A 23,352-nucleotide genomic window follows, 5' to 3' on the forward strand; every position below is an offset into this window, starting at 1 on the left:
TCCAGACAATAAAAAGCCCGGCAATTGCCGGGCTGAGCTGAGCTATCGACAGCGCGCTAATCGCGACGGGCGTTCACTCTATTTGCTTCGTCAGTAATTTTTTTGATCCGCCTATCTAGGCGCTTTTGCTCACGATTGAAGTCGGTGCTGTAGTTGAGCCAGATCATCGCCAGCCCCGCACATATGGCGACAACAACAGCTGCCACCGCCCATATTGAAAAAGCGGTCAGCAGCCAGCCGAGCGTCCAGGGCGCCAAAAGAACAATGATCACCAGCAACGCTGCGAAGATGAGTTTCTGCATCGGCCTGCCTCCATTCAGAAACGGCGCAGGATATCAGAGGTTATGCTGCCTTGCGGCCCGTCAGCGCCTGTCGAAGCTTCTCAGCCACACCAGCAGGCTTGGGCTTCGCTTTCTGTCCAGTCGCCTTGCCGCTGCCAAACGGATTGGTCATCTGCGACCACTCGATCTTGGCGTCCAGCGCAATGAACAGCTCGGGCAATGGTGTGCTCCAGGCCGTGGCGGGGGGCCACCCCAACCAGCCTGTCGCGATGGCGTAGAGCCGGTCGACGTAGCTGCCGTCCTCAACGACGCTTACGCCGCCCCGGCTTGGTCGTTTCCCTGGTCACCACCGCGCGGGTTGTAGAGTGCGGCAAGGTAGGCGTTCAGTTGCACCGACACTTCCAGCACGCCGGCCTTCCAAACTTTATCGGCGATCGCCTCGGCCGCCTTGCCTTCCAGGCCGGCGCCGGCGGCAAGGATGATGGCGCAGCCATCCACGCTCATGGCATTGAGTGTCTGCGAAGCGCCGCGCAGACCGCCAAAGCGGCTTTCGATCGCACGCACCGCCTTCAGCGTGGGCTGCAGGGTGAACTCCTCGTCGCCCAGTTTCACGGTCAAGGTACCGTGCAAAGTCTTGTTCATGGTTCAGGTCCTGTTGAAGCGGGGCCGAAGCCCCGTTTGGTTACGGGGCTGCGTGGGCTGGAATTTCCAGAATCTCGGTGTTGATGGCGAGCGTGATGTTGCGGCGGACCACGTTGTCAGCCGCACCAGGTGCCACGGTGTTGTTCATCACCTTGACGCCGAAGTAGAACGTGGTCGGAAGGATTGCCGGGGTCGCGCCAGGGTCGCCGTCGTTGAGGGTGACCATGGTGTTGTAGTTGCCCTTGGTGCGGTCCTTGTGCGCGACGGACACCGCTTTCTGGCCGGCATCGCCGCTATCCAGGCCGACAGTCAAAGTGATGTCGCCCGCGTCTGCGGTGCCCTTGTACTTACGCACCCGGCCATCGCTCAGGGCGGTAAAGGTCACGCTGCTGAAGGTGTCACCGAATTCGCCCAGGTCCTCGATCTCGCCCACATCAATGTAGTCATCGGCCTTGTACTCGGCTTCGGTGGTGGCGGCGGTCTTCCCGCCAAAGCGTAAGCGGCAGCCGGCCGCCGTGTTCAGATTGTCTTCGGCCATGGGGGTTCCTCCAAAGGCGCGTTGGATAAAGCCGCGGGGCGGCCGGTAGGTAAATCAGTGGGTGGTGATCACGCGAACCGTGATCGAGCCTTGGTACGTAGTGCCATCAGCATCGCGCTGGGCATCGGCCTGCAGCACGCGCACGGACACTGCCCGCCCGTGCTCGAGCACCAGACGGCGCTCGTCGAGGGCGGCGATGACCTTGCCGTTGATGCGCTTGACCTCTGCCTGGCCAACGGCATCAGACCAGACAGACAGGTAGATCAGGCGCTGCTCGCGCTTGCGGCCGGCGATAGGGCTGATGTTGGTCGAGACCTCGCGGTCGATGGACACATAAGGCATCGGGGTGTTGATGCCGGCCCCATCCAGCACGGGGCAATCGACCTCGTCGCGCAGGCGGACGACCAGCGCTTCCTGCAGCGCAAGGGATGGGTCAGCCATTGCCGGCCCCCAGGCTCGCTTTGCGCAGCGTGCGTCGAATCGCTGTCTCGATATCCGCCAGCACATACTCCCGGTTCACGTCCATCGATGGCCGCAGCCAGGGGTGCGCCGGGCGGGCCGGGATGTTCGGGTGCTTGCCGAAGAAGTGCGTGCCGTCGCTCTTGTTCGTCTCGCGCTTACTGCGATTGCCGGCGCGCTTGCCGCCCGTGTACCCCTTGGTCCCGTACTCGATGAAGCGCAGGTAGTAGAAGCGGCGGTTGTCCCGCTTGCCGCGTATACCGATCTGCGCGTCCAGACCGCTGGGCGACACATACATGCGCAGTGCCGCAGCGGCATCGCCGGTGTCCTTGGGGATCAGCTGTTGCTGGGTGGCCAGGATGCGCCCTGCCGCCTGTTCCATGGCCGGCTTCAGCTCGTTGTCCATCGTCTTGTTGATGTTGCGCAACGTGCGGCGCAGCTTGAAATCACCAAGTAGCTTGGATCGACGGGCCATCGCCTACTCCTTGGCCGGGGCGGCCTTCGGCTTCTCGGCCTTGTCGGTTACCGCTTCGGCGTAGCCGCGAGCAATCAGGCCCTCGGCATACTCCTTGGCCACCTCGAACTCTTCGCCCTTCTCTCGATCGCCGGAGGCGCCCGAGAGTCGGCCCAGTGCACGAATTTTCATTGGGGGTACCTCATGGGTTGGGGACTGATGAGCACAAGAGCCTCATCATTGAGTTTTCGTTGTCAGGCAAAACAGCCTCGACCTTGTAGGTAATCCCGCGCCTGGTCACCCGCCAGCCCGCAACAATGTCAGTGCGTGACCTGGCGATGATCTCGGCAGTGACGACGGCTTCCAGTCGCTCGGCAACAGATGAAACCCGACCGCTGGGGGTTCTGATTTCAGCCCACATATCAGGACGAGCAGCGGGCAACCACGTCACTGTGGCGCCCCCGGACTTATTGCGCTCCTCGTGCGGGAAGGTGACCTTGCACAGATGACGCAGCGGGCCGGCCCTCATACGCCCCACCCAATGCGGTGCGGCGTCAGGAGTGCCTCCGAGCCTTTCGGCAGCTCAGTGGCGGTGGTCCCGATCACAACGTCCTCACGGTTCGCGTAAAGGTGGCCGAGGATCAGCAGGCAGGCAGCCCTGATCTGCTTGTTGCAGACCATGGGGGACTCGCCGGCAGCTCCGGCGGCGACAGCCTCATCCAGCGCCTGCTGATCGGCATAGAAACGACGGTTCAGGTAGTCCATCGCCTGCCCTTCCGAGGCCTCGATCAGGAGTTCTAGATACTCGTCATCGTCGTCAGGGTCTCGAAGGTGATGGCGTGCAATGGTCAAACTGATTACAGGCATGCCTTCACTCCTCCAGCGGCTCGAGCGATGCCAACTTCCGCTGCACCAGCTCCTCTGCATGCCGGCGTGGCACCATGTAAGCGGGACCGCCGCGGCGACGCAGTTCGCCCTCATCCATGTAGGAGCGCATCGGGTAGATCTGAAGAGTTGCTGGATTGGGGTTAGCTGCAACCAGATCCTCGCCAACTGGCTGGTCGATATCGTCGCCACTCTCAGCCGCCGCTGGGCCGCTCTGTCCTGCGCCTTCCGATGCCCCCGTTTCAGTAGCGGAGGCTTCGGCAATAGTGCTCAGGTCGCTTGCTGAGACGTTCGATCCAGGCCCCGAGTCTCCCGGTGCGGGTGGCAGTGCCTGCTCTGTGCTATCCCCCGAGCCTGGATCAGTTTCAGAAGCGGCCGATTCGCCAGGATTTGGCGAGACTGCATCACCCGGCGAGAGGGCCAAAGCCCCATCTTCAGGCTGGCTGCCGCTCGTTTCAGTGGTCGAGGCAGGATCCTGCGGCTCGACCGTAGACTCTGGTTTTTCCTGTTTACGTGCCATGGGAGTACTCCGTTGAGGCGCCATTTCTGGCGCCGTGTTGCGGAAAGATTAAGGCGTGACCAGCGGGCCAGTGACGAACGCTTCGTCGCGATAGATGGCAAAGGCCAGGCGCTCTTCAGCACGAATCGTTGCCATGTTTTTCTCGAAGTCATCACTGTTTTCGGTCGAGATCAGCACTTCAATTTCCATGCGATCGAAGATCTGAGCGCCGAGCTTGAAGGCGCCGACCAGGAAGTCGTTCTGTGTCATGGCCTGGGTAGAAACCACTGGGCGATTCCAGAGTTTCGCGTTGGTGCCTTCCTGAGGCTGACCGATGATGTAGCGGCCCTCCCCGTCCTTGGTCAGCTCGATGGCCGCCCAGTCGATCGGGTTGAGCACGATGCCGTCGGATGGGAACTCGGCCAGCTCGGCCTGCAGCAGCGCCAGGCGCAGGCGGTCAATGCGCTGCTCGCCCACTACAGCTACGCCAGCCGGGGCGGCGTACAGTTGAGCAACCGTCATGAGGCCCTGCAGGTTCACCCCGGTGCCGTTGCCGTAAAGCAACTGAGCTTCTTCTGCCATGGTGAGGCCATAGCGTGCACGACCGTCGATATAGCTCTGCAGTGCCTTGGCGTCGTCCAGCATCTGGCGGCTGGCTTTGAACAAATGGGCGATGGTCCGCACGTTCGCCGTGGCCAGGCCGAAGGTCAGGTCGGAGTACGGCTTGGCAGTGTTCTCCGCCACAGTGCGGGCGTTGTTGACGAAGCCGGTTTCACGGACGTACTCGATGGAGTTCGATTCGGTGGTACCTGGCGCGACCAGGTCGCGGACGGTCAGTCGGCGCTGAGGCGGGGCAATGATCCCCGGCAAGCGCTGAGTCTGCACCAGGTCACCGCCGGTTGCGGTGGTGATGGCCGCGCGCGGCACGGAGACACGGCGGGAACCACGGAAGGACGAGTTCATGTCCTTCATTTCTTCGCTCTCGATCACAAGAGCACCTACCGATTTCTGCGGCTCTTCCTGATGGCTCCGATCCCGGCTTGCATTCACCAGTTTCTGCTCTGCCTCGCCCAGGCGCGCCTGAAGTTCGCCCTGCTTGGTCAGCAGTTCATCGACCTTGGCACGGGTTTCGGTATTCATTTCACCGGAAGCCTTGATTTGCTTCTCGGTCGCCTCGGCCTGGCTTTTGATCTGGTCGCCAATGCCTTTGAGGCTGGCGTTGAGTTCTTTGACTTGGGCTTCAAAGTCCACGGTCACTTTCCTTTCAGAGAATTGAGGAGATTGGTTGCCGCGCTCAGAGAGGCGGAGAGGTCTGGCGCGACAGCGCGAGGCTTATCGGTCGGGGCAGCGTTATGCGTGCCCCCGCCGGCAGCGCGAGGCATGCCGGACTTGAAACTGGCGAACAGCTCGCGTCTCTCGGAGCGAGGCATTCCTCCCTTGGCCAGGGCTACATCCATGGCCTTGAGTGCATTGGCCTGGGCAGCGTCTTCGGTTTCGCGCTCGGTGACCTCGGCGGACGACAACAACCCAGTGGCCAGACCAAGCTCCACGGCACGCTTGCCGCGGAGGTAGGTTTCGTCGTCCATCAGTTCGGCCATGTCTTCAGCCGACTGCCCGCTGGTCTCGGCATAGAGGTCAGCCATCGCGGCATCGAATTCCTCCATATCGTCGGCGATATCGCGGAGGTAGTTGCGGTTGCCGGCAAGCCAGGTCCAGCAGTTGTGGATCATGAGGAAGGCGCTGCTGGCCACCTCTCGCTTCTTCCCCGCGAGGAAGACAATCGAAGCAGCGCTCGCCGCCATGCCGAGCACCTTGGTGGTGACCTCGTGACTGTGCTCTTGCAGGCGGTTGTAAATGGCAATGCCTTCGAACATGTCACCGCCTGGCGAGTTGATGTAGACGGTGACATCACGCTCGCCGATCGCCCGCAAGGCGGCGTCGATTCGTTTCAGCGTGACGCCCTCGCCATACCAGTCTTCGCCGATCACGCCGTACACGGTGATGGTGTCTGAGGTGTTCTCGACGGCCGCCTGGATCGCGGGATTCCATTTGTCGAGCGCGCGCGGGCTCATCTCGCTGCGCAGGCCGCGAGACTGGATCTTGTGCTTCATGGATTACTCCCGTGATTTACTTTTCGGGCTGTTGGAGCCAGTTCATCAGAGCGGCCCTTGCGGCCTGGCTATCGTTTTGCTTGCCCAACTGGTCAAGTGGAACCAGGTTGGATTGCACGGTCAGTACATCGCCACCCGGCATGCTCGGAAGGTTCTCTTTTCGCCGGCCCTCGTTTCGGGTCAGGTAGCCGTTCTGTCCCATCGTGCTGAGATAAGCCGCACGGCCCGCGCTATCCGCACGCAGGAATGCTTCAAGCGAGTACTCCGCATAAAACTTGATCCGGTCAACCGCCGTCATGCACCACTTGTTCACGCACTGCTCAATCGGCGCCGTGAAGGACATGATGCAGTAGGTGAGAAACGCGATCTGCTGCTGCTCCAGTCCTGTGCCCCAGTTGCTGCCCTTGTCGGTCTTCATCACCATCCAGGGTGGAACCCCGAACCAGCGGCAGATTTCCTCGATGCTGTGCCCTCTCGACTCCAGCAGTTGCGCATCGGCGGGGTTGATGCCGATCATTTCCGGCTTCACGCCCTGCTCGAGCACTGGGCTCTTGCCGGCATTCAATGCCCCGGAGATTGTCTTAACGTACTCACGAAACTCGACGCGCTGAGCCGGGTTAAGCGTCTTGTCGACCGAGAACGCGACTGTGGGCATCATGCCGTTGCGGAAGGTGCTGTTGGCGGCATCGTCTGCAGACATCGCAGAACCGAACACATCTGCGCCGTACCGAATAGCAGAAAGCCCGACCCGCCCATCCAGGGTGAATGCTGGGATATGCAGCATGTCCTGCCGCTGAATCTCTCGGCGGGCTCCCTTTCGGGGCCTGAAGAAGTATCGCAGCCTGCCGTCATCATCGAACTCGAGGTCGACTCGAGACGGCATCAGGAAGTCCAGCGCAATGACCCGACCTGCGGAGCGGTGAATCTCGCAGTAGGCGTTGCCCCACAGCAGCATCGATGCCACGACTGCCTGCCAGAAATGGAAGGCGGCCATGTCTTCGTTGGGGCTGTTGTGCACAACGTCGTACAGCGGGAAATCGCGGGCACTCTCTCGGCTACCATCGGGCATCCGCCGGTAGATGCTCAACGGTAAGCCGGCTACCGAGGTCGAGATGATACGAACGCATGCCCACACGGTGGACAGGCGCATGGCCTTGTCGACGCTGACTGACTTACCACTACTGGACTGGGCGCCGTTAAAGGCGCTCCAGAAACCTCCATCCGACAGTTTGATAGCCTTGCCCAGCCATTCACTCATACTGGCTGAAGGCTTGGTGGCAGCAGCGCCCAGTGCCTGGGATAGGGTTTTAATCACTGACAAGCCCTCTGCGGATGAAGCCGGCGATGCAGAAGAAGCTCAGTGATCCGGCCAGCAAAGCCCAGCCGGTACCAGCCAGCATCCAGACCCCGCTGCATGCCAGGCAGAAAGCGACCACTGCGCAGGCGATGAAAATATGAAATGCGTTCATGCGATCAGTGGATCCCGAATGCCGGCCATGAAGTTTTCCATGCCGCCCTGCCCCTCTGGATTGAGGGCCATCAGCGTCACAGCGTTAAATAGAGCCATCAGCGGGTCGATCTTGGCCGAGCCGCTGGCCTGCTTAGTAATGAGGATCGAGTTGCCACGCGGCTCGACTTTGGCGTTACCGCAGCACCAGGCCATCATCGGCTGGCCCCCGTGTAGCAGCGTGCCCTCGGCCAGCTTGCGCTCGGCAGTCTTGATGGCTCCGCCCAGGCGCCACCCTTGTGAAATACCGTCGATCTTTTCGCGCGGAATACCCATAGCCTCCAGCGCGTCGAGGATCGCGCCGACACCGGCCGGGTCCAGCCCGACCTTGTCCAGCAGGCCGGCCTGCTCGACCTGCGCCACCAGGCGCGCAACCGCTTCAATGTCGTCGCCGATGCGCTCAACAAGGGTAAGGTGCCCATCCTTGGCGAAGTCGCGGATGCGTGGCGCTTCGGCTTTACGCCGCTCCAGTACTGATGGATGGGCCCAGGCGTGAGTCCAGGTCAGCCAGCGCCGTGTGCCCTGCTCTCGGCCAAGTGCTGCAAAGCCAAGCAGGTCATCCAGCCCTCCGCCATCGACACCGATGTCGATCACTTCGCAGCGCTCGATCAGGTCTTCCAACGTGCGGCATAGCTCGGAGGTCTGCGCCTCCCAGAAATCAGCACCCGCCCATCGATCCGAAAGCAGCGCCAAGCCGATCTCGACGTTGAGGTGCTTGGCCAGGAAGACGCGGAACGACTCCTCGCCGTCCAGCTGGGCCTGTGCGTAACCACGCTCGATGAAAGGTTCGTCGACCGACAGCCCAAGGTTAGGGTTGGTGATGTACGCGTTGGAGAAGTCCCTGTGTTCGCCGGCATCCAGCATCGCCTTGGGAAACTCATACAGCACCGGCAAGAACGACTTATCGACGATCTCGCCGTCGCGCACCTTGCGGGCGTACATCAGCTTCTGCCGGAACACGCCAGCAGGCGGGGCGTCGGACTGGGTGGTGGCCCAGATGATGAACCCCTCCGGTCGGGATGCCAGGCCACCGGTGGCCTCTCTCAGCATCGCCTCGGCATTGGCGCGCTTGCCGAACACCCACAGCTCGTCGATGAACACGCCGATTGCCTTCTTGCCCGACACCGTCTCGCTGTCTGCCGCGACGACCTTCAGCGTGGCGTTGGTCTGACGGTGGGTCACGGTGCGCAGGTGGTCCTGCACCTTCAGCAAGGCTTTGAGCTCGTCGTCGGCCGCCACCATATCCCTGATCGGCAGGTAAGAGTTGTCCGCGATCTCCTTGGTCGGTGCGAGGATGATGAACTCACCTGAAGCTCGCCAGTTGAGGATCAGCGCGCTAAGCATGATACCGGCGGCGATGGTCGACTTGCCGTTCTTCTTGCTGATAAGCAGCATGAATTCGCTGACCAGGCGCCGGCCTGAGTCTGGGTCGTATGCGCCGAAGATTGCGGCCACGAACTGGTTGACCCAGTCACGCACGGTCTCGCACATCAACGGACTGCCAGTGGCGTCCACCATGCGCAATGCACCGAACACGTCCAAGGCTTCCTCAGCCTCAGTCGGGAACAGCGGCTCGAATGGGATCAGGCTCTGGCGGGCAACAATGCGCCGCTCCCAGTCTGGACAGGCAGTTGACCACTCCATCATTTCACCGACTGCAGTGGGCCGCGGCGCGTGCCGAACTTGCCGGTGGCCGCTTTCTCGGCATTAGCCTGAGCTTGGTCCTTCTTGCCGCTCTCACCCTTGCGCGGGTGAACGAATGGCATCAGGGCTTTGGCTGCATCAACACGCAGCTTCGGTTCGCTGCCGAGGTCGTTCATCACGGACAGCAAGAAGTCTTTGGGGTCTCGATGCAGGAGCGCCTGGGTCAGGTCGAAACCAGCTGGCTCGGGTTCCGGATGTTCCTCGGCTACAGGGTCCGAATCTGCCGCCTGCTCATCCTTTGCCGAGGCCTTCTCAGCAGGCTTGGCTTTAACATGCGCTTTAACATCGCCTTTAACATCTTGAGGCATCAAACCCAGGGCGCGGAGCTTGAGCAGCTCAGCCGCTACATCCTTGTCCTTGACCAGCCGAGAGCCCGCAGCAGACGCTGTCTTCTCGGAGTAGCCGGCCGCCACGGCAGCGTCTCGATTGGACGCACCTTCCCTCAGCGCAGCGATGAAAGCGCGCTTGCGGGATGTTAAAGCCATTTAACAAAAATCCTGTGGGGAGAAAAAATCTGTGCGTGGGATCGGAGGCGGTCTAGCTGCGGGAAGCGCTCAGATTTTTACCCCCCCCTCCCATTGCGGCACGTCATTGGCGTGCATCAAAGCGATCCTGCCTCCTCGGCCTGCTTGACCGAGTCGTGGCAGAGTTTGCAGAGCGACTGCCAGTTGGCCTGATCCCAGAAGAGCGTCATGTCGCCGCGGTGCGCCTCAATATGGTCGACCACTCCAGCGGCAACGGTACGACCTTGCCGGGCGCAGTAGACGCACAGCGGGTTGTCCCGCAGGTACTGCTCGCGAACCTTCTGCCACTTGTAGTTGTAGCCTCGCTGGGAGCTGGTCATGCCGCTGCGCCAGCTACCTGGGGTGACCACCTTGACCCAGGAGCTGGAGCCTTCCTTGATACGAGAGCCAAGGGTCTTGAGCCTGGCCATCACTCATCCCGCCGCATGTTGAGTTGCAGCGCGATGTGATCAGCGCGCTCGCGCACCTCGATCACTTGGCCATCGAACGTATGGACAAAGGCGCAGATGCCGTGCCACTGGGAGCTGGCACCGGCTTCCTGAACGCGGGCAATAGAGCTTGGAGCCAGATAGTGCTGGCGGCGGTTAATGTCAGTCAGCGTGATCATCGGGTCACCCTTGTGCTTTGCGAGACATGAACACGTCGGAGTAGCCACGCAGCTTCTCCACACCCATGAAGCCGACAGCGCCGCCAGCAAAGGTGGCCATGCCCTGCGGCAAGCCCATCCATTCGAGCAGCGGCACCAGAGCCAGGGTGATGAGTCCGCACAAGGCGCCCTCCAGGATCACCTGTCGGCGCGTCCCGCCGCCGTACACAACGCGCAGCGCGGCAATACCGACAGACAACCCAGCAGCGTAAAGCTGTGGCTGATGGGCGATCACCCAGGCGATCACGGCGGCCCAAAGGCCAGGGTCTTTCTCGGGCATGTTGGGCATCCGGGTTCCTCCCTTTCGGGGAGCTGAAAACGAAAATGCCCGCTCAAGGCGGGCAATATGAAAAAGTCAGTTGCGGTGAAGCATACCGCCGGGCTTGAGTTCGTCGCGGATCACCTGGCGGATCTGATCGGCTGGGTCGGTGATCTTCAGAGTCGCGACACTTGGCCAGTCTGCAAGAGCAGAGGCAAGATCGATCTTCGACTCTGCCCGGTGCTCGCCGATGCCGATCGAGCCTTCATCAATGCACGCCTCGCTGATATAGGCCTGACCGCCATCAACAACGAAAGGCTGATCCAGACGTCTGAGCACGATGCGCGGCACCCCGCCATCACTGATAGTCAGCTTGCCATTCTCCAACTTGATCGATGTGCCCATGCGGGCCTGCGAGCGAGCCGACGCTTCATCGGTGTTCTCGGGCCGCTCGTAGGTCAGCGTGGTACGGATGTCCGAGCCGTCGCGATCGAACGAAATATCCTCAGTCGAGAATTCGGCGCTGTCACGATGCTCGGCGGGGATCTTCATCACCTGATCGCCGATGAACTTGTAGCGCTCGACTGCGTTGCTGGGCAGGTCGCTCTCTGCCCACTCACCAACCGTCACGGTGGCCATCTGCGGCTCAGGCGGCAGGCTGCCGAGCTGAACATCAGGGCCGTTAATCTCGAAGTCACCGGAAGCCAGATCGAGCTTCCAGCCAGAGCCATGCTTGCCGCAGAGCGATTTGGGCGTGTAGTTGGCGGATTGGATCGAGCCGCGCATTTGCTGACCTCCATAAACGAAAAAAGGCCCGCCGATATGGCGAGCCTTGGAATGGGTGCAGAGGGCCGGTGCTTACCCGGCTTGATGGGCTGGATCGCTGGGTCACGTACCCCAGCCTCTCATCGCGTAACCGATCAGGGAGCTCACGGCTTTGATCGATGCCACTACCGACTTAGCCCAGCTGCCTGGGCGCGTCATCTGCATAAAACGGGACGGCCGACACAGCCAAGATCCCCGGCATTGCCTAGACTCCAGCCCAGGCCGACATACATAGGAATCGTGATGAGATTCAGAATTGACTATTTCCTGAGGGGAAAGGAGCGATGGTGGTGCTGCGAGGCACCAGCTGACACCCTTTCACTCGATGATGCTTTGCTCGCACTTATCAAGCTCCACATGTCCTATGCGGACCAGGTTTTGCGAGTGGATCTGCCTCGAACCTCTGTTCTGGATCACATGCAGCTGGCGAAAGAGCTCGGTATCTCAGATGTGAGAGTGAGCCCCTCGCCAACAAAAAACCCCGACTTATAGACCGGGGCTCGTCTGTGTCGCGTTGCTTGCAAGCTCCATAAACGAAAAAGCCCAGCGCTATGGCCGGGCTTTCAATTGTCTATCCTCTGAAACGCGCAGGAATGACAGGATGGGGTTAATTTCGCTCACGCGCTCACTGATGTCAACAGGCAATTACGCAGCTTCTTGCATCAGCAGCCCTTCGGCTTGAAGTATTTCGCGAACCTCTGTCAGTGCGTCACTGACCATGCCGTCGAGCTTCTCATTGATATCGGCCCTCCATCGGCGACGTGTCGACTCTGGGGCGGCATCCAGGTCCCAGGTGTTCATGTCGTAGAAGCTGTCGGCCAGGACGATCACCTCCTCCTGCTGCCCCTCGATACGACGCCTCTCTGCCTGGCCTGCCGCCACCGCAGCATTGACCAGCGAATCACGCCGCCACGCAGGCGCATCCAGCGGCACCTCGACCGATACCGATCGCGGCGCTTTCCGGCGGGCGCCCTTCAACTTAGGGATCGCCCAGGCCGTCACTGCCTTGAAGATGAACAGCTGCGGCGCGGGGCTGGCAATGCGCGGGCGAACGGCTGTGATTGCCTGAAGCTTCTTCGCCTTGTTGGTGCTGTACTTCGCCACTAGGGCGTCCCAGTGCCAGTCCTTCAGCATGTGATGCAATCGCGCTGCGATCCAGTAATCCACCTGAGTACGGTCAAGCCCGTGCGACTGGCCACCCAGTGAGGCCAGACACCCGCCTTCTTCCTCGGCTGCCCTGTACAGCTTCTGCCACGCCTGCCCCTTTGCTGCGCCCTTCTCGCCTGCCGCCAATGCCGCGACTACCGCCCCCGATACGCTGCTATAGATCATGTCCTTCCCCTCAATCGCCCGTGTAGTTTGTGCCGCCGGCGCCCAGCCGGTTGCCATCCTGATACAGAGCCTCCGGCCCAATGGCCCGAGGCTTCTTCAACTTTTCGATCTGCCGTGTCGCTGCCTGCAGCCTCATGCTGAGCTGGGTCACCAGTTCATCCAGGGCCAGGGCCTCGCCGGTTGCAGCCGCTACCCAGCCCGAGGCGTTGCAGTGGTCACATGGCAGTTCGTGAAACAGGCCCTGAGTGACCGCTCTCCCACGGCACAAAGGGCACTTGTCCAGCTCGATCACGGCCTTCTTGAAGGCTGGACCGTGGCTTTTCTTCATTCACCACCTACCAGCCAGTCGGCTGCCATGTCTATGTCGTAGGGGAACGTACGGCTGTCCACCTCGAAGCGACCGCCGCCAAGCATGGTCACGCTGAGGCGCCGGTGATCGTCGTAGTTCTGGATGCAGACCATGAACACTTTCGAGCGGTCGAAGGCTGGCGCATCAGGCCTGAACGCCTGCACAGACCAGGAAAGTGCAAGGGCGCCCTGCTCTGAAATACTCATTTCGAATCCTCGCTAATAACAAATTCATCAATACCGCCTGGAGCCCCGCCAACCGTGGGCTGCGCGCGACTCTGTGAAACTTCAAATAAGGCCTCGGTAAGGCCGTGAATGGCCGAAAAACCGATGCTGTCTAACCAGCCGTGCCACTTCTCCAGGGCTGCCCGGCGCTGCTGCATGGCCTGGGTGTGGATATAGGTGCTGGCGATCTTGCCCAGTGAGTGGTTCAGCAGCATCTCGCCGATATGCCCGTCGATACCGAGGTCGGTCCAGGTGGTGCGGGAGACTTTGCGCAGGTCGTGACTGGTCCACTGCCCCTGCCCCAGCCGGGTGAACACGGCGCTGGCCTGGGTCTCGCTCAGCGGCTGCCCCCGACGATTCGGGAACAGGTAGGCGCCCTCGTAGCCCTGAGCCTGCTGGATGGCCCGGTACCGGCTCAGCAGCGCCTTCAGCTGGGCAGTCAGCGGCAAGCGGTGCTCGGTGCGGGTCTTGGCATTTGCTGCGGGGATGAACCACTCGGCAGCAGCCAGTGAAACATCGTTCCAGCGCGCCAAGCGGGTCTCACCGATCCTGCTGCCGTGGGCCAGCATCATCAGGGCCAGCATGGCGTCACCGGGCGCCTGCTCGAAGGCTTGGGCCAACTGCTGCATCAGCTCGGGCAGTTGGACGTCGCGCAGCCGCGCTGCCTTGGGCAGGATCTTGGCCTTGGTGAAGTCGCTAAAGCGCATCCCGGCCATCGGATTGCGGTCGATCAGGCCCAGCTTCAGGGCCTGGCGAAATGCGGTCAGCAGCAGCGCGAACATCTGGCGCAGGTATGACAGCGACACCACGGCCTGGCTCGGCCACATCAGCTGCTTATCCAGGCTATCAGCAGTCACATCGACTACGGCCAGGTCATCCAGCCGCGGCTTTAGGTGCTGGGCGATGGCCGAGCGGGCACTGGCTTTGCGCTTGGCCGACAGTGATCGGTCCCGAGCCATACGGTCGCCGTACCAGTCCAGCAACTGGCCGACAGTTGAGATGCCCGAGGCAATCGGCGCGGTCGCAGGATCGCGCATCAGGCGCTGCCGCAACGCAGGTAGCTCAGTCAGCACGGCGGCCACACTCAGGTCGGGCCAGCGAGCAATGGGGGCCCAGCGCTTGCCGCGCACCAGGTGCCAAGTACCACGGTCACGACTGCTCCAGAAGCGCAGGCGCAGGCCGGGGTAGCGCGGGTCGCGCAAGTCGCGCACCGACTTGTCACCAGCCTGGCGGCGCACCTCGGCCTCGCTCAACTTCACTTCCCGGGTGGCGCTCATGCAGCCACCTGGGTCTGCGGCTGCAGCAGGTAGGCCCTGATCGCCTCGACGGCGTCGATGCGACCACGGCACACAATGGCCAGGTAACCTTGAACCGTCAGGGCCTGAATGCAGGCGTCCTGACTGGCCGACACTGGGGCATCAAACGGCGGCATGGCCTTGAACTCGATGTACAGCCCGAAGTACCCGCCGCGCGCCATCGGCAGTACCAGGTCAGGAATGCCAGCCTTCACGCCCTGGGCCTTGAGCTTGGCGGCTACCGCCTTCACCCGATGCCCGCCATTCGGAACGTGGTAGATCAGCTTGAACGCGGCTGGGAAGCGCAACTGCAGCTCGCGCATCAGGGCGGCCTGCTCCTGGCCTTCGCGGTCTACGGGCTTGGCGCGGGGCTTACTGGCGGCGGCCTTGGCGGGGAATAGGCGAGCAGTCCTCATGGGAGGTCGTCCTTGTGCAGATCGATGACGGTGAAGGTGCTGGGCCACATGCGCAGGCCGTGCAGCCGCGCCGACTGCTCGTCGCGATACAGGCCCACGGGCGGGTGTGGCTCAGTAGTGAGGTCGAGCAGATGCCCGCAGGCATAGAGCGCCCAGCGGTACTCTGCGAGGTCAGGTGCGGCCAGCATTGGATCGGCCATCAGAAGCGATCCTTGTTGGCATAGCGGCTGGCCAGGCTGGTGACTTTTTCAGGCTGGGCCTTCGGTTCGGGCACCCATCCGGCGGCCAGGTTTTCGAACCGGTTGTACTGCCCGAGGAAGGCGGTTCGAACGGTGCCGGTCTCCACGTCGCGACCCTTGCCGATGATGATCTCGGCGATCCCTTTGGAGTCCGTGTTTTCGTTGTAGACCTCGTCGCGGTACACGAAGAGGATCACGTCGGCGTCCTGCTCAATTGCTCCCGACTCGCGCAGGTCGGACGGGATTGGGCGCTTGTTCGGGCGCTCCTCGCACTTGCGCGACAGCTGGCTGAGCAGCACGACCGGTATGCCCAGCTCTTTTGCAAGCAGCTTGCAGCCGCGACTGATGCTGCTGACCTCTTCGGTGCGATTGCCCCCCTCGCCTTCCGTGAGCTGCAGGTAATCGATCATCAACAGATCGAGGCCGTAACGCAGCTTGTGGCGTCGGGCCAGGGCACGGATGCGCCCGATGGTGGTGCCGGCGCGGTCGGCGATGTACAGCGGCGCGGTATGAATCGCCGTGGCGGCTACAGAGAGCTGTGCGCCGTGGCCCTGGCAAGCTGCTCCGCTCTTGATCAGGGTGAGCGGAATTCGCCCTTCTGATGCGGTCAGGCGGTCAATCAACTGGCCCTTGTTCATTTCCAGGCTGATGACCAGGGACGACTTCTTCTGGCGGATAGCGGCTTCGGCAATGAAGCCCATGGCCAATGTGGTTTTGCCCATCGCGGGGCGGCCGGCGACGATGTACAGGTTGTCCGGCTGCAGTCCGCCCAGCTTATCGTCCAGGTCTTTCAGGCCGGTGGAGATGCCAATCAGTGTTTCACCGCGAGCGAGACGATCATGCCGCTCTTGCCACACCTCGACCTGGTCGGCGATGACATCGCCAGCCTTGACGATATCGTCATCCCCGGCACTGCTATCAATGGCCATCGCAGCGGCCTGGATGGCGGCAATTTTCGCCTGCACATCACCCACGTCCTGGGCAATCTCCATGGCGCGACCGCCGAGGTCATACAGTGCACGCTCGATAGCTCGCTCACGCACGATCCCGGCGTAGGTTTTGGCGTTGGCGGCGCTTGGAGTGTTGTTGACGATCTCCGCGCAGTAGCCCAGCGCGGCACCCTCGAAGGACCAGGCACCCATCTGGTCGGCCACCGTCAGGAAGTCCACAGCCTTACCAGCAGACCTCGTCGCCATGATCGCGCGGAACACATCAGCGTTCTCGGCGAAGTAGAACGACTCAGGGGTCAGATCATCGCTCAGGGTGTCGATCAGTTCGGGGCGGATCATCATCGCGCCCAGCAGACCGTGCTCGGCCTCGACGCTGTGCAGGTCACGCATTGTAATTTCCCTCTACGACTTTCACGAAGTTGGTCGGTGCGATAAGCCAATCGAAGTTGCACCGGAATGGCTTGTTGTCCCGTCCTCCTACACGGCCCATGAGCCAGTCACTGGCCTGGACCATGCCGAAGAAGTCGCGCCAAAAATCTAGGTCTTGGTGAACAGGGCTCTCGGCCAGTCGCGCTTGCACCTTCGACTTGCGGTCCTTGTTGACCAGCACGACACGGGGCAGCTCTGGCAGCAGCTCGTTGAACAGGTCGACGATCTGATCGACCTGGCTCTGTTTCGAGTCGCCCGGAGTGCTCGCGAAAGATCCTGACGGTTCCCTTACGGTTCTATTACGGTTCTGGGGGCAGGAAATGCCGGGGGGGCCGGCATCTGGTGCCGGGGTGGGGGGCACCTCCTGCCGGGGTGGGGGGGCATCTGGTGCAGGGGGGCAGGAAATGCCGGGGTTGTAGTTGTATGGGCTCACCGTGTACCAGGTGGAACGCCCTGTGCGCTGATGCGCTGCCAGTACCTCAACCTGCTCCAGCCAGCGCAATGCGTTGCGCACGGCGCGCTCGGACAAACAGGTGCGCTCGGCGATACGGGCAACTGACGGCCAGCAAGCGCCCTCGTCGTTCGCATTGTCGGCGAGCGAGATCAGCACCGCCTTCTGCGCGGGGCTCATGCCTTGCAGGGGCCAGCACAGGCTCATTACGATGGTGCTCACGCTGCAGCCCTCGGTGACTCGACCTGACGTGACAGGCTCGCGGAGAAACCGAAACCTGACGCGATAGGGCTGGTATTGCTTGCATCGATTGCTATGTGCATAATCGACCCCGTTGTGATTTGAAGAAGCCGCCCTGCCAGGCGGTTTTTTTATGCCTGCGATTCAGGCCTGCCGGCAATTGGCGCCGGGCGCTTCCGTGATAACGTTTTGATTCCACTCGAAACAATGGTCACGGAGACCCGGCATATGAAACTGATTCGCGAGCTTCAAAGAGAGATGCTCGAGCACCTTAGGGACTGCTACCCGGAGCCGTCCGAGGAGGTCATGAGTCTTGGTGAGCATGAGGACTGCGTCGGCAACCTCCATTATCTGAGAGAGCTTGGGCTCGTAACGCTGCTCGACAGTCAGTACGTCGGAGGCACAAGGGAGATCCATCACGCAACGATCACCGCGAAGGGGATCGATTTCATCGAAGATGACGGCGGGGTGAGCGCCATACTTGGCACAGTGACGGTCAAACTTCACGAGGACACGCTCCGCCAGTTAATCGAGGCGAAGGTTCAGGCGTCTGATCTTCCGGAAGAGCAGAAGAGCGGCATTTTGAAAGCTCTGCGTGAAGCTCCCGGCGAGACCACAAAACAGCTGATAGCGAAACTAGTGGACCTGGGCATGGAGAACGTGCCGAAAGCAGTTCCGCTAATTCAAACGTTGCTACTGGGCGGCCAGCCCTGAATTCATCTGCGCTACGGACGCGAGCCAGCCTTGCGTAACCGATCAGGTCCCCCCGCCCCAACAGCTCGATGAATACTTCCTCCAGGTCGTCCTCGGCCTGGAGGAAGAGCTCGGTCGACGTTGTTGATTTGCGGCCTGCAAGCGCGAGCAAGGTGAGCGGCTTCATGGGCGTATCCCTACTGGTTAAATTAACAGGTGTTTTGGTCATCTACTGGCGCGATACCAGCGGGTGGATAATTGACTCAGTTGACCCTGTCATGGCTGTGCAACGGCCGCGCTCGTCGCGTGTCATACGGGTACTGCTCCTTGCTATGGAAATTGGTTACGCAGCGCCCTTCAGAGCTTTGCGTGCAAACGGAATGAGGTCTGGGCGCAGTCCGGCGATGGTGATTTCGCCGTTGGATGCGTCTTGCAGGCGCTCGGCAAGATCGACGGAAGCCTTCCGATGACCGCCTGCGAGCTGCCAGAGATGGCCGACAGTGGTCTTCGCTGCGGCTGCTACATCCCGCCGGCGATCGTTGGTGGCGGTGGCCAACCATTCACGGAGGTGATCATTCATGTGGGTTCTCCTTACACATACCGATAAATTTAGCTTACGGCTAATTTCAGAGCAAGGAGAATTTAGCTTTGCGCACATTTAGCATAGAGCTAAACGCTGGCATTCTTCGCGGCATGGATATCTACGAGATTCGCAAGCACAACCTGGTCAAGCTGATTGGCGGCCAGAGGAAAGGGTCCTGCGCGGAGCGCTGGGGGATGGCTCCTGCGCATTTGAGCCAGATCCTTTCGGACAAGACGGCAAAAAACTTGGGCGATGATGTAGCCAGGCGAATCGAAGGGATTGAAGGCTTACCCCGCGGCTGGTTTGACTCATTGCTGGCGGAGGGTGAGCCCTGGCCGGAGGCTGATACTGCAGACTCCAAGCTTTCGGCGGCCGATTTGGTTAAGCAGATGCTGGCCAAAAGTGGGAAAGGCATTCCTGAGGAAGTACGCCAGAGGTTGCTGGTTGCGGCGGAAGAGCCCACTGCGACCGCTGGTGCTGCCGATAAAGTGCTGGTGAAAGCCGATTTGGTTCGCCCCGGCCTGGTTGGTGACGAGGTATGGATTGCTCACTACGATGTGCGCGGGGCCATGGGTGATGGGGAAACCACCCACGATTTCCCAGAGATGCTGCAGGATGTGAGAGTAAGCCCCACTCACCTGCGCGAACTGGGCGTCGAGTTCAAGGAGCACTACCACCTGAAGCTGGTGACCGGTTGGGGGCAGTCCATGGCGCCCACCATCAAGAACCGTGACCCGCTGATCGTCGATGTCAGCATTCGCGATTTCGCCGGCGACGGTATTTACTACTTCTCTTGGGGTGGGCACGAGTACATCAAGCGCCTGCAGATCGCGGACGAGGAGTACTTTGAGATGATCTCGGACAACCCGAAGCACAAGGATCGGATGATCCGGCGAGAGGAAACGTACATTCAGGCTCGCGTGCTATTGGTCTGGAACGCGCATTTGGTCTGAGTGGCGATGAGCGCTACCAGCAAAGTCACACTAAGGTTTGCTTGGGCTGGTAGGCGTTCTTGAGCTCCATGATAACCGGATAGTCAACATTATATGGAATTGTGATGAGCGTACTACTTCATACCAATTTAAAGGGACGACTAAGAAATACCTCCCTACCCAAAAGCCATGGACTGCTCCCAGTATTTGAAGCCATTGTCAACTCCATTCATTCGATTGAAGAAAAGGGCAACCTCGAAACCGGACGCATATTACTGGAAATTAACCGCTCCACCCAGTCATCACTTGACATTGAGGACGGAGTGGAAGCAATTACCGGATTTACCGTTTCGGACAATGGCTGCGGCTTTAATGATACAAATCTTAACTCCTTCCAAACTCTAGACTCAGATCATAAGATTGATAAAGGCTGCCGTGGCGTTGGGCGGCTCATGTGGTTGAAGGCATTCGACAATATCGAAGTCGAGAGCTATTACCAGCACGAACAATCCTTCAAATTTCGCACCTTCCGCTTAGATGAGTCCAATGGCGTATTCGATTTAAAGAGCGAGGACAAAGCTGCAGTTGGCAGTGGGTCCCGCATCAAGCTCTTGGGCTTCAATCAAGGATATCGGGATTCCACACCGAAGCTGGCTTCAACGATTGCCAATCAGCTGCTTGAGCATTGTCTTTGGTATTTCGTTCGACCTGACGGCGCCCCGCGGATCATCGTCAAGGATGAGCGCGAAACTATCGACATATACGACCTGTACGACAGAAACATGATGTCTGCAGCCACACATGAAAAGATTGACATACTAGGACATAGCTTCGAACTTACTCACATAAAATTTCGATATTCAACATCTAGAAAACACCAGATTGCATTGTGCGCGGCAAATCGCCTTGCCAAAGAAGAAGGAATCCAAGGCAAGATACCTGGCTTAACCGGTAAACTATCAGATTCATCAGGCGACTTTATTTACAACTGCTATGTATCCTCGCCATATTTAGACGAAAACGTAAGAAGCGAAAGAACATCTTTCAATATTGCAGAAGAGTTCAATGGGATTTTTTCGCAGACAGAGATAAGCTTGCGCATGATTCGCGATAAGATCCTAGATCGAGCAAAGCTATATCTTGAAAGCTATTTAAGGGAAAGTATTGAGGCGGGAAACCGAAGAATCTCATCTTTCATCGACACACAAGCTCCGCGTTACAAATTTATTACTCAGTATGCACCACCTGAGTCCTTAATTGTCGCGCCGGATATTACAGATAAAGATTTAGACCTGCACCTTCATGAAATTTGGTACTCCATCGAGCGAGAGCTTGTAAGCGAAGGCCATGACATTATGACGCCAGGAAAAACTGAGTCGGTTCAAGACTATAAAGCACGACTCAGTGGCTACATAACCAAAGCTGAAGACATAAAAAAATCTGACCTAGCCAACTATGTATCCCATCGCAAAGCTATTATAGACATACTTGAGGCCTCTATAGCACGGCTTGATAATGGCAAATATGCCCGTGAGGATACGATCCATGAGTTAATTTTCCCAATGGGGAAAGACTCAGATTCAGTTATGGCTGATGGCAGTAATCTCTGGTTATTGGATGAGCGACTTTCATTCCACGCCTATCTGGCTTCAGATAAAACCCTCAGCTCTATGCCTATTACAAGTAGTAGCTCAACGAAAGAGCCAGACATTGTGAGCCTCAGGGTCTTTGATAACCCCATCCTGGTTAACGACGGGAGCTCGTTCCCCATGGCGTCTCTAACTATTGTAGAAATAAAGAGACCAATGAGAGATGACATGAGAGAGGGAGAAGACAAAGACCCTATAGACCAAGCTCTAGGCTACCTAGATCGTATCAGGGAAGGAGGGGTTCAGACTAAAGCTGGCAGACCAATACCAGGAAACAAAGAAATACCTGGGTACATATATGTCGTATGTGACTTAACTCCGAGTATGACTAAACGTTGCCGCAGAGCAAACCTTCGAGTGACATCAGATGGCCTGGGTTATTTCGGATACAACGAGCCAAGCCACGCATACATAGAAGTCATATCATTTGACCAGCTAGTCAAGTCTGCAAAGGAGCGGAACCGTTCCTTCTTTGACAAGCTTGGATTCCCTACAAACTAAAAATATCGCCGTGCTCGACCAAATTAGAGCACGGCTAATTCACCACCATATAGAGTGGCGTAATCACCTCTCCATACGCCAATAATTCTTCGGCTTTGTGCCTGTCCACAGTGACATGTGGCCCCAAGTAAAACCAAGACCAAGCGACAGGCTTTAATTTTATGAAGGCTTCGCCATTTAGCGACTGACTCGACCTAGTTGGTTCCTCAGACGCTGGGCATACCCTCAAGATTTCTCCAGAAACAAATACATCGTCAAATATGTTCTTAGAATTCATCCTCCCTCCAAATTAACCACTAATTGATATTTTAAGTGTAGATTAGAAAACAAGATTTAGCCGACCGAAAGTATTCTATGCAACATTAAAATTTAAACGCGGTCAGGGCAGTTTTCCAGTACGCTTTACATGCTTTCGGATAGGCCGGATCTTACTTTCAGAATGGAGCGGCGACCTCCGTTTCCACCTCGTTGTCCTCGTCGATGATGAAGTCGTCCCGCTCCTGAAGCGCGCTTCGCTCCCACCTCACGGTCACCGCGCCGTCGTCATTGAAGGTCAAATCCAGTTCGGGCGTTTCGGCTAGCAAGCCGATCACTTCCTCCCACTCCGCCTCCCCGTCCGTATCCAGGCGATGAATCACTACCCAGCGCTGCGTCTGCGCGATCGGGTGATTGATCATCGACGACACCCTCAGCCCAAGCCGCTCTACTCCGGACATTTCCTGGCGCTGTTGCGGTGCTGCTTTCTTGTGCTTGGACATAGTCCCTCCTTCATAGCTGTATATTCGTACAGTGATCTCAGAAGCATAGCTCAGTGCTAAATCCTAGGTAAAGACCCGTCGACGACTTCTCGTTTGGGTGAGATTTGTCGCTCAGCGAAATTTATTTAGCTATGAGCTATTGACTGACCTTTAGCGCTTGGCTAAATTTCACCTCAAGCAGTCACCGAACAGCGACTGCCGAGGCCCTCACCGGTCGCCGCTCTTTAACAACCAGCGCAACAACCAACAGACCGCATTGCCTCTACCGGCGACCGGCGATCAGACAGCCCCGAAAGGCTGCCCACGACAGGGAGAACCCTGTACGGCTGACGAAGGCGAAATGCCTAAACCGAGCGAATGACCTGGCAAGCAATGCGCCCCGCGAATCCCAGCGGCAGAAGGGAGAGACACCGATTTGAATTAGCGCCCCGAGCTTCGGCATTGAGGGGCGCCGGACCTCATGCACCCTGCCCAGTCAACCGGGCAAACGAGCTGCAGCGTGCACGTTGTAGGGACCTGTGATCCAAGGCGAACAGATGCTGATTGACGCCACGGGGAGGAAGCTCACCGCCAAACCAACGAAGACGACCGGCCAGCCCTGCAATCAACAGCGGAAAACTGGCCAACACCGCTGACGCAGTACCCCGGCCTGTCGCCAGTAGCGAGGCCGGGATTTCACCAGGTGCCATTCCTTGAGTGGCATCCGGGAAATCAACCGGAGGGATTCACGATGTTCAACATGGCAAGCATGGCGGCCGATGAGTGCCGCGACGACGCAGAAGATCGCCGCTGGAACCGCTGGCAGGCTCAGGCGGCGAAGATCCTTGGTCGCGACCTGGTCTACGGCTCGGACGACGACATGCTGCACGACCTTTACTGTGACGGCTGCACCCCGGCAGAGGCTGTGACTGAGCTGCTGGCCCAGATTGAATTGACCCGTGCTGCATGACCAGCGATTCACTGATGCCGCTTCTATG

General features: G+C 59.3%; 34 protein-coding genes. 4 read left to right on the top strand and 30 right to left on the bottom strand.

The features are described from left to right. Window positions 1-56 precede the first annotated feature (56 nt). The 28 genes from N0B28_RS13290 to N0B28_RS13425 form a co-directional block, all read right to left on the bottom strand. A complete protein-coding gene (locus N0B28_RS13290; protein ID WP_275726604.1) occupies window positions 57-302 on the bottom strand; it encodes a hypothetical protein in 246 nt (81 codons plus the stop codon). 40 nt (window positions 303-342) lie between these two features. Beyond that, a complete protein-coding gene (locus N0B28_RS13295) occupies window positions 343-501 on the bottom strand; it encodes a hypothetical protein (protein ID WP_345799350.1) in 159 nt (52 codons plus the stop codon). A 92-nt stretch (window positions 502-593) separates the two neighbouring features. After that, window positions 594-923, bottom strand: a complete 330-nt coding sequence (locus N0B28_RS13300; protein ID WP_275726606.1) for a hypothetical protein — start codon at window positions 921-923, stop codon at window positions 594-596. A gap of 40 nt (window positions 924-963) precedes the next feature. After that, window positions 964-1,461, bottom strand: coding sequence for a hypothetical protein (locus tag N0B28_RS13305; protein WP_275726607.1), 498 nt, complete (start codon window positions 1,459-1,461; stop codon window positions 964-966). 54 nt (window positions 1,462-1,515) lie between these two features. Beyond that, window positions 1,516-1,902, bottom strand: a complete 387-nt coding sequence (locus tag N0B28_RS13310) for a DUF3168 domain-containing protein (protein ID WP_275726609.1) — start codon at window positions 1,900-1,902, stop codon at window positions 1,516-1,518. Then, window positions 1,895-2,395, bottom strand: coding sequence for an HK97-gp10 family putative phage morphogenesis protein (locus N0B28_RS13315; RefSeq protein WP_275726611.1), 501 nt, complete (start codon window positions 2,393-2,395; stop codon window positions 1,895-1,897). Before N0B28_RS13315 ends, N0B28_RS13310 begins: the two co-directional genes overlap by 8 nt. 3 nt (window positions 2,396-2,398) lie before the next feature. After that, window positions 2,399-2,566, bottom strand: a complete 168-nt coding sequence (locus tag N0B28_RS13320) for a hypothetical protein (RefSeq protein WP_275726613.1) — start codon at window positions 2,564-2,566, stop codon at window positions 2,399-2,401. A gap of 10 nt (window positions 2,567-2,576) precedes the next feature. Then, window positions 2,577-2,903, bottom strand: a complete 327-nt coding sequence (locus N0B28_RS13325) for a phage head closure protein (RefSeq protein WP_210014924.1) — start codon at window positions 2,901-2,903, stop codon at window positions 2,577-2,579. Next, the gene (locus tag N0B28_RS13330; RefSeq protein WP_210014925.1) at window positions 2,900-3,241 is read right to left on the bottom strand and encodes a head-tail connector protein; all 342 of its coding nucleotides are present in this window, start codon (window positions 3,239-3,241) and stop codon (window positions 2,900-2,902) included. Before N0B28_RS13330 ends, N0B28_RS13325 begins: the two co-directional genes overlap by 4 nt. A 4-nt stretch (window positions 3,242-3,245) precedes the next feature. Next, window positions 3,246-3,779: a hypothetical protein gene (locus N0B28_RS13335; protein ID WP_210014926.1), complete on the bottom strand. Its 534-nt coding sequence runs from the start codon at window positions 3,777-3,779 to the stop codon at window positions 3,246-3,248. Window positions 3,780-3,827: 48 nt separating this feature from the next. Then, a complete protein-coding gene (locus tag N0B28_RS13340; RefSeq protein WP_275726620.1) occupies window positions 3,828-5,009 on the bottom strand; it encodes a phage major capsid protein in 1,182 nt (393 codons plus the stop codon). Between the two features lie 2 nt (window positions 5,010-5,011). Then, on the bottom strand, window positions 5,012-5,869 hold the full coding sequence (locus N0B28_RS13345) for a head maturation protease, ClpP-related (RefSeq protein ID WP_275726623.1): 858 nt from the start codon (window positions 5,867-5,869) through the stop codon (window positions 5,012-5,014). Window positions 5,870-5,885: 16 nt separating this feature from the next. Next, window positions 5,886-7,184: a phage portal protein gene (locus N0B28_RS13350; RefSeq protein WP_275726625.1), complete on the bottom strand. Its 1,299-nt coding sequence runs from the start codon at window positions 7,182-7,184 to the stop codon at window positions 5,886-5,888. Next, a complete protein-coding gene (locus N0B28_RS13355) occupies window positions 7,177-7,338 on the bottom strand; it encodes a hypothetical protein (RefSeq protein WP_019471615.1) in 162 nt (53 codons plus the stop codon). Before N0B28_RS13355 ends, N0B28_RS13350 begins: the two co-directional genes overlap by 8 nt. After that, entirely contained in the window at window positions 7,335-9,020 is a 1,686-nt protein-coding gene (locus tag N0B28_RS13360; protein WP_275726630.1) for a terminase large subunit, read from the bottom strand. Before N0B28_RS13360 ends, N0B28_RS13355 begins: the two co-directional genes overlap by 4 nt. Next, entirely contained in the window at window positions 9,020-9,565 is a 546-nt protein-coding gene (locus N0B28_RS13365) for a terminase small subunit (protein ID WP_275726633.1), read from the bottom strand. Before N0B28_RS13365 ends, N0B28_RS13360 begins: the two co-directional genes overlap by 1 nt. Window positions 9,566-9,681: 116 nt before the next feature. Beyond that, entirely contained in the window at window positions 9,682-10,014 is a 333-nt protein-coding gene (locus N0B28_RS13370) for an HNH endonuclease (protein ID WP_275726635.1), read from the bottom strand. Then, the gene (locus N0B28_RS13375) at window positions 10,014-10,211 is read right to left on the bottom strand and encodes a hypothetical protein (protein ID WP_275726638.1); all 198 of its coding nucleotides are present in this window, start codon (window positions 10,209-10,211) and stop codon (window positions 10,014-10,016) included. Before N0B28_RS13375 ends, N0B28_RS13370 begins: the two co-directional genes overlap by 1 nt. 4 nt (window positions 10,212-10,215) lie before the next feature. Next, on the bottom strand, window positions 10,216-10,539 hold the full coding sequence (locus tag N0B28_RS13380) for a phage holin, lambda family (protein ID WP_236176369.1): 324 nt from the start codon (window positions 10,537-10,539) through the stop codon (window positions 10,216-10,218). A gap of 66 nt (window positions 10,540-10,605) precedes the next feature. Next, window positions 10,606-11,295 carry a hypothetical protein gene (locus N0B28_RS13385; RefSeq protein WP_275726644.1) on the bottom strand — a complete coding sequence of 230 codons (690 nt, stop codon included), beginning with the start codon at window positions 11,293-11,295 and terminating at the stop codon, window positions 10,606-10,608. A 684-nt stretch (window positions 11,296-11,979) separates the two neighbouring features. Beyond that, entirely contained in the window at window positions 11,980-12,666 is a 687-nt protein-coding gene (locus tag N0B28_RS13390; protein ID WP_275726647.1) for a hypothetical protein, read from the bottom strand. Window positions 12,667-12,676: 10 nt separating this feature from the next. Beyond that, window positions 12,677-12,994: a hypothetical protein gene (locus N0B28_RS13395; RefSeq protein WP_275726649.1), complete on the bottom strand. Its 318-nt coding sequence runs from the start codon at window positions 12,992-12,994 to the stop codon at window positions 12,677-12,679. After that, on the bottom strand, window positions 12,991-13,221 hold the full coding sequence (locus tag N0B28_RS13400) for a hypothetical protein (RefSeq protein ID WP_275726651.1): 231 nt from the start codon (window positions 13,219-13,221) through the stop codon (window positions 12,991-12,993). The genes N0B28_RS13395 and N0B28_RS13400 overlap by 4 nt, the downstream gene beginning before the upstream one ends. Then, a complete protein-coding gene (locus tag N0B28_RS13405; RefSeq protein ID WP_275726653.1) occupies window positions 13,218-14,516 on the bottom strand; it encodes a site-specific integrase in 1,299 nt (432 codons plus the stop codon). The genes N0B28_RS13400 and N0B28_RS13405 overlap by 4 nt, the downstream gene beginning before the upstream one ends. Then, the gene (locus tag N0B28_RS13410) at window positions 14,513-14,950 is read right to left on the bottom strand and encodes a VRR-NUC domain-containing protein (protein ID WP_275726655.1); all 438 of its coding nucleotides are present in this window, start codon (window positions 14,948-14,950) and stop codon (window positions 14,513-14,515) included. Before N0B28_RS13410 ends, N0B28_RS13405 begins: the two co-directional genes overlap by 4 nt. Continuing rightward, a complete protein-coding gene (locus N0B28_RS13415; protein ID WP_275726657.1) occupies window positions 14,947-15,150 on the bottom strand; it encodes a hypothetical protein in 204 nt (67 codons plus the stop codon). Before N0B28_RS13415 ends, N0B28_RS13410 begins: the two co-directional genes overlap by 4 nt. Beyond that, window positions 15,150-16,529 (bottom strand): replicative DNA helicase, encoded by a 1,380-nt coding sequence (dnaB, locus tag N0B28_RS13420; protein WP_275726659.1) that lies wholly within the window; start codon window positions 16,527-16,529, stop codon window positions 15,150-15,152. Before dnaB ends, N0B28_RS13415 begins: the two co-directional genes overlap by 1 nt. Next, on the bottom strand, window positions 16,522-17,241 hold the full coding sequence (locus N0B28_RS13425; RefSeq protein WP_275726661.1) for a helix-turn-helix domain-containing protein: 720 nt from the start codon (window positions 17,239-17,241) through the stop codon (window positions 16,522-16,524). Before N0B28_RS13425 ends, dnaB begins: the two co-directional genes overlap by 8 nt. Before the next feature lie 246 nt (window positions 17,242-17,487). Between N0B28_RS13425 and N0B28_RS13430 the strand changes: the two genes are divergently transcribed. After that, the gene (locus N0B28_RS13430; protein WP_275726663.1) at window positions 17,488-17,973 is read left to right on the top strand and encodes a hypothetical protein; all 486 of its coding nucleotides are present in this window, start codon (window positions 17,488-17,490) and stop codon (window positions 17,971-17,973) included. Window positions 17,974-18,295: 322 nt separating this feature from the next. Here the strand turns inward: N0B28_RS13430 and N0B28_RS13435 are convergent, their stop codons facing one another. After that, entirely contained in the window at window positions 18,296-18,532 is a 237-nt protein-coding gene (locus tag N0B28_RS13435; protein ID WP_033696977.1) for a hypothetical protein, read from the bottom strand. A 113-nt stretch (window positions 18,533-18,645) separates the two neighbouring features. Between N0B28_RS13435 and N0B28_RS13440 the strand changes: the two genes are divergently transcribed. Further along, on the top strand, window positions 18,646-19,488 hold the full coding sequence (locus tag N0B28_RS13440) for a S24 family peptidase (RefSeq protein WP_275726667.1): 843 nt from the start codon (window positions 18,646-18,648) through the stop codon (window positions 19,486-19,488). A gap of 104 nt (window positions 19,489-19,592) precedes the next feature. Continuing rightward, entirely contained in the window at window positions 19,593-21,617 is a 2,025-nt protein-coding gene (locus N0B28_RS13445; RefSeq protein WP_275726669.1) for an ATP-binding protein, read from the top strand. Window positions 21,618-22,051: 434 nt separating this feature from the next. Here N0B28_RS13445 and N0B28_RS13450 read toward each other — a convergent pair whose 3' ends face one another. Further along, on the bottom strand, window positions 22,052-22,375 hold the full coding sequence (locus N0B28_RS13450) for a DUF1654 domain-containing protein (protein WP_275726671.1): 324 nt from the start codon (window positions 22,373-22,375) through the stop codon (window positions 22,052-22,054). Between the two features lie 730 nt (window positions 22,376-23,105). On the opposite strand from N0B28_RS13450, the gene N0B28_RS13455 reads away from it, so the two are divergent. Beyond that, window positions 23,106-23,324, top strand: a complete 219-nt coding sequence (locus N0B28_RS13455) for a hypothetical protein (protein WP_275726673.1) — start codon at window positions 23,106-23,108, stop codon at window positions 23,322-23,324. The last annotated feature ends 28 nt before the right edge of the window (window positions 23,325-23,352 follow it).

Source organism: Pseudomonas sp. SD17-1 (genome assembly GCF_029201585.1).
GTDB lineage: Bacteria > Pseudomonadota > Gammaproteobacteria > Pseudomonadales > Pseudomonadaceae > Aquipseudomonas > Aquipseudomonas palmensis.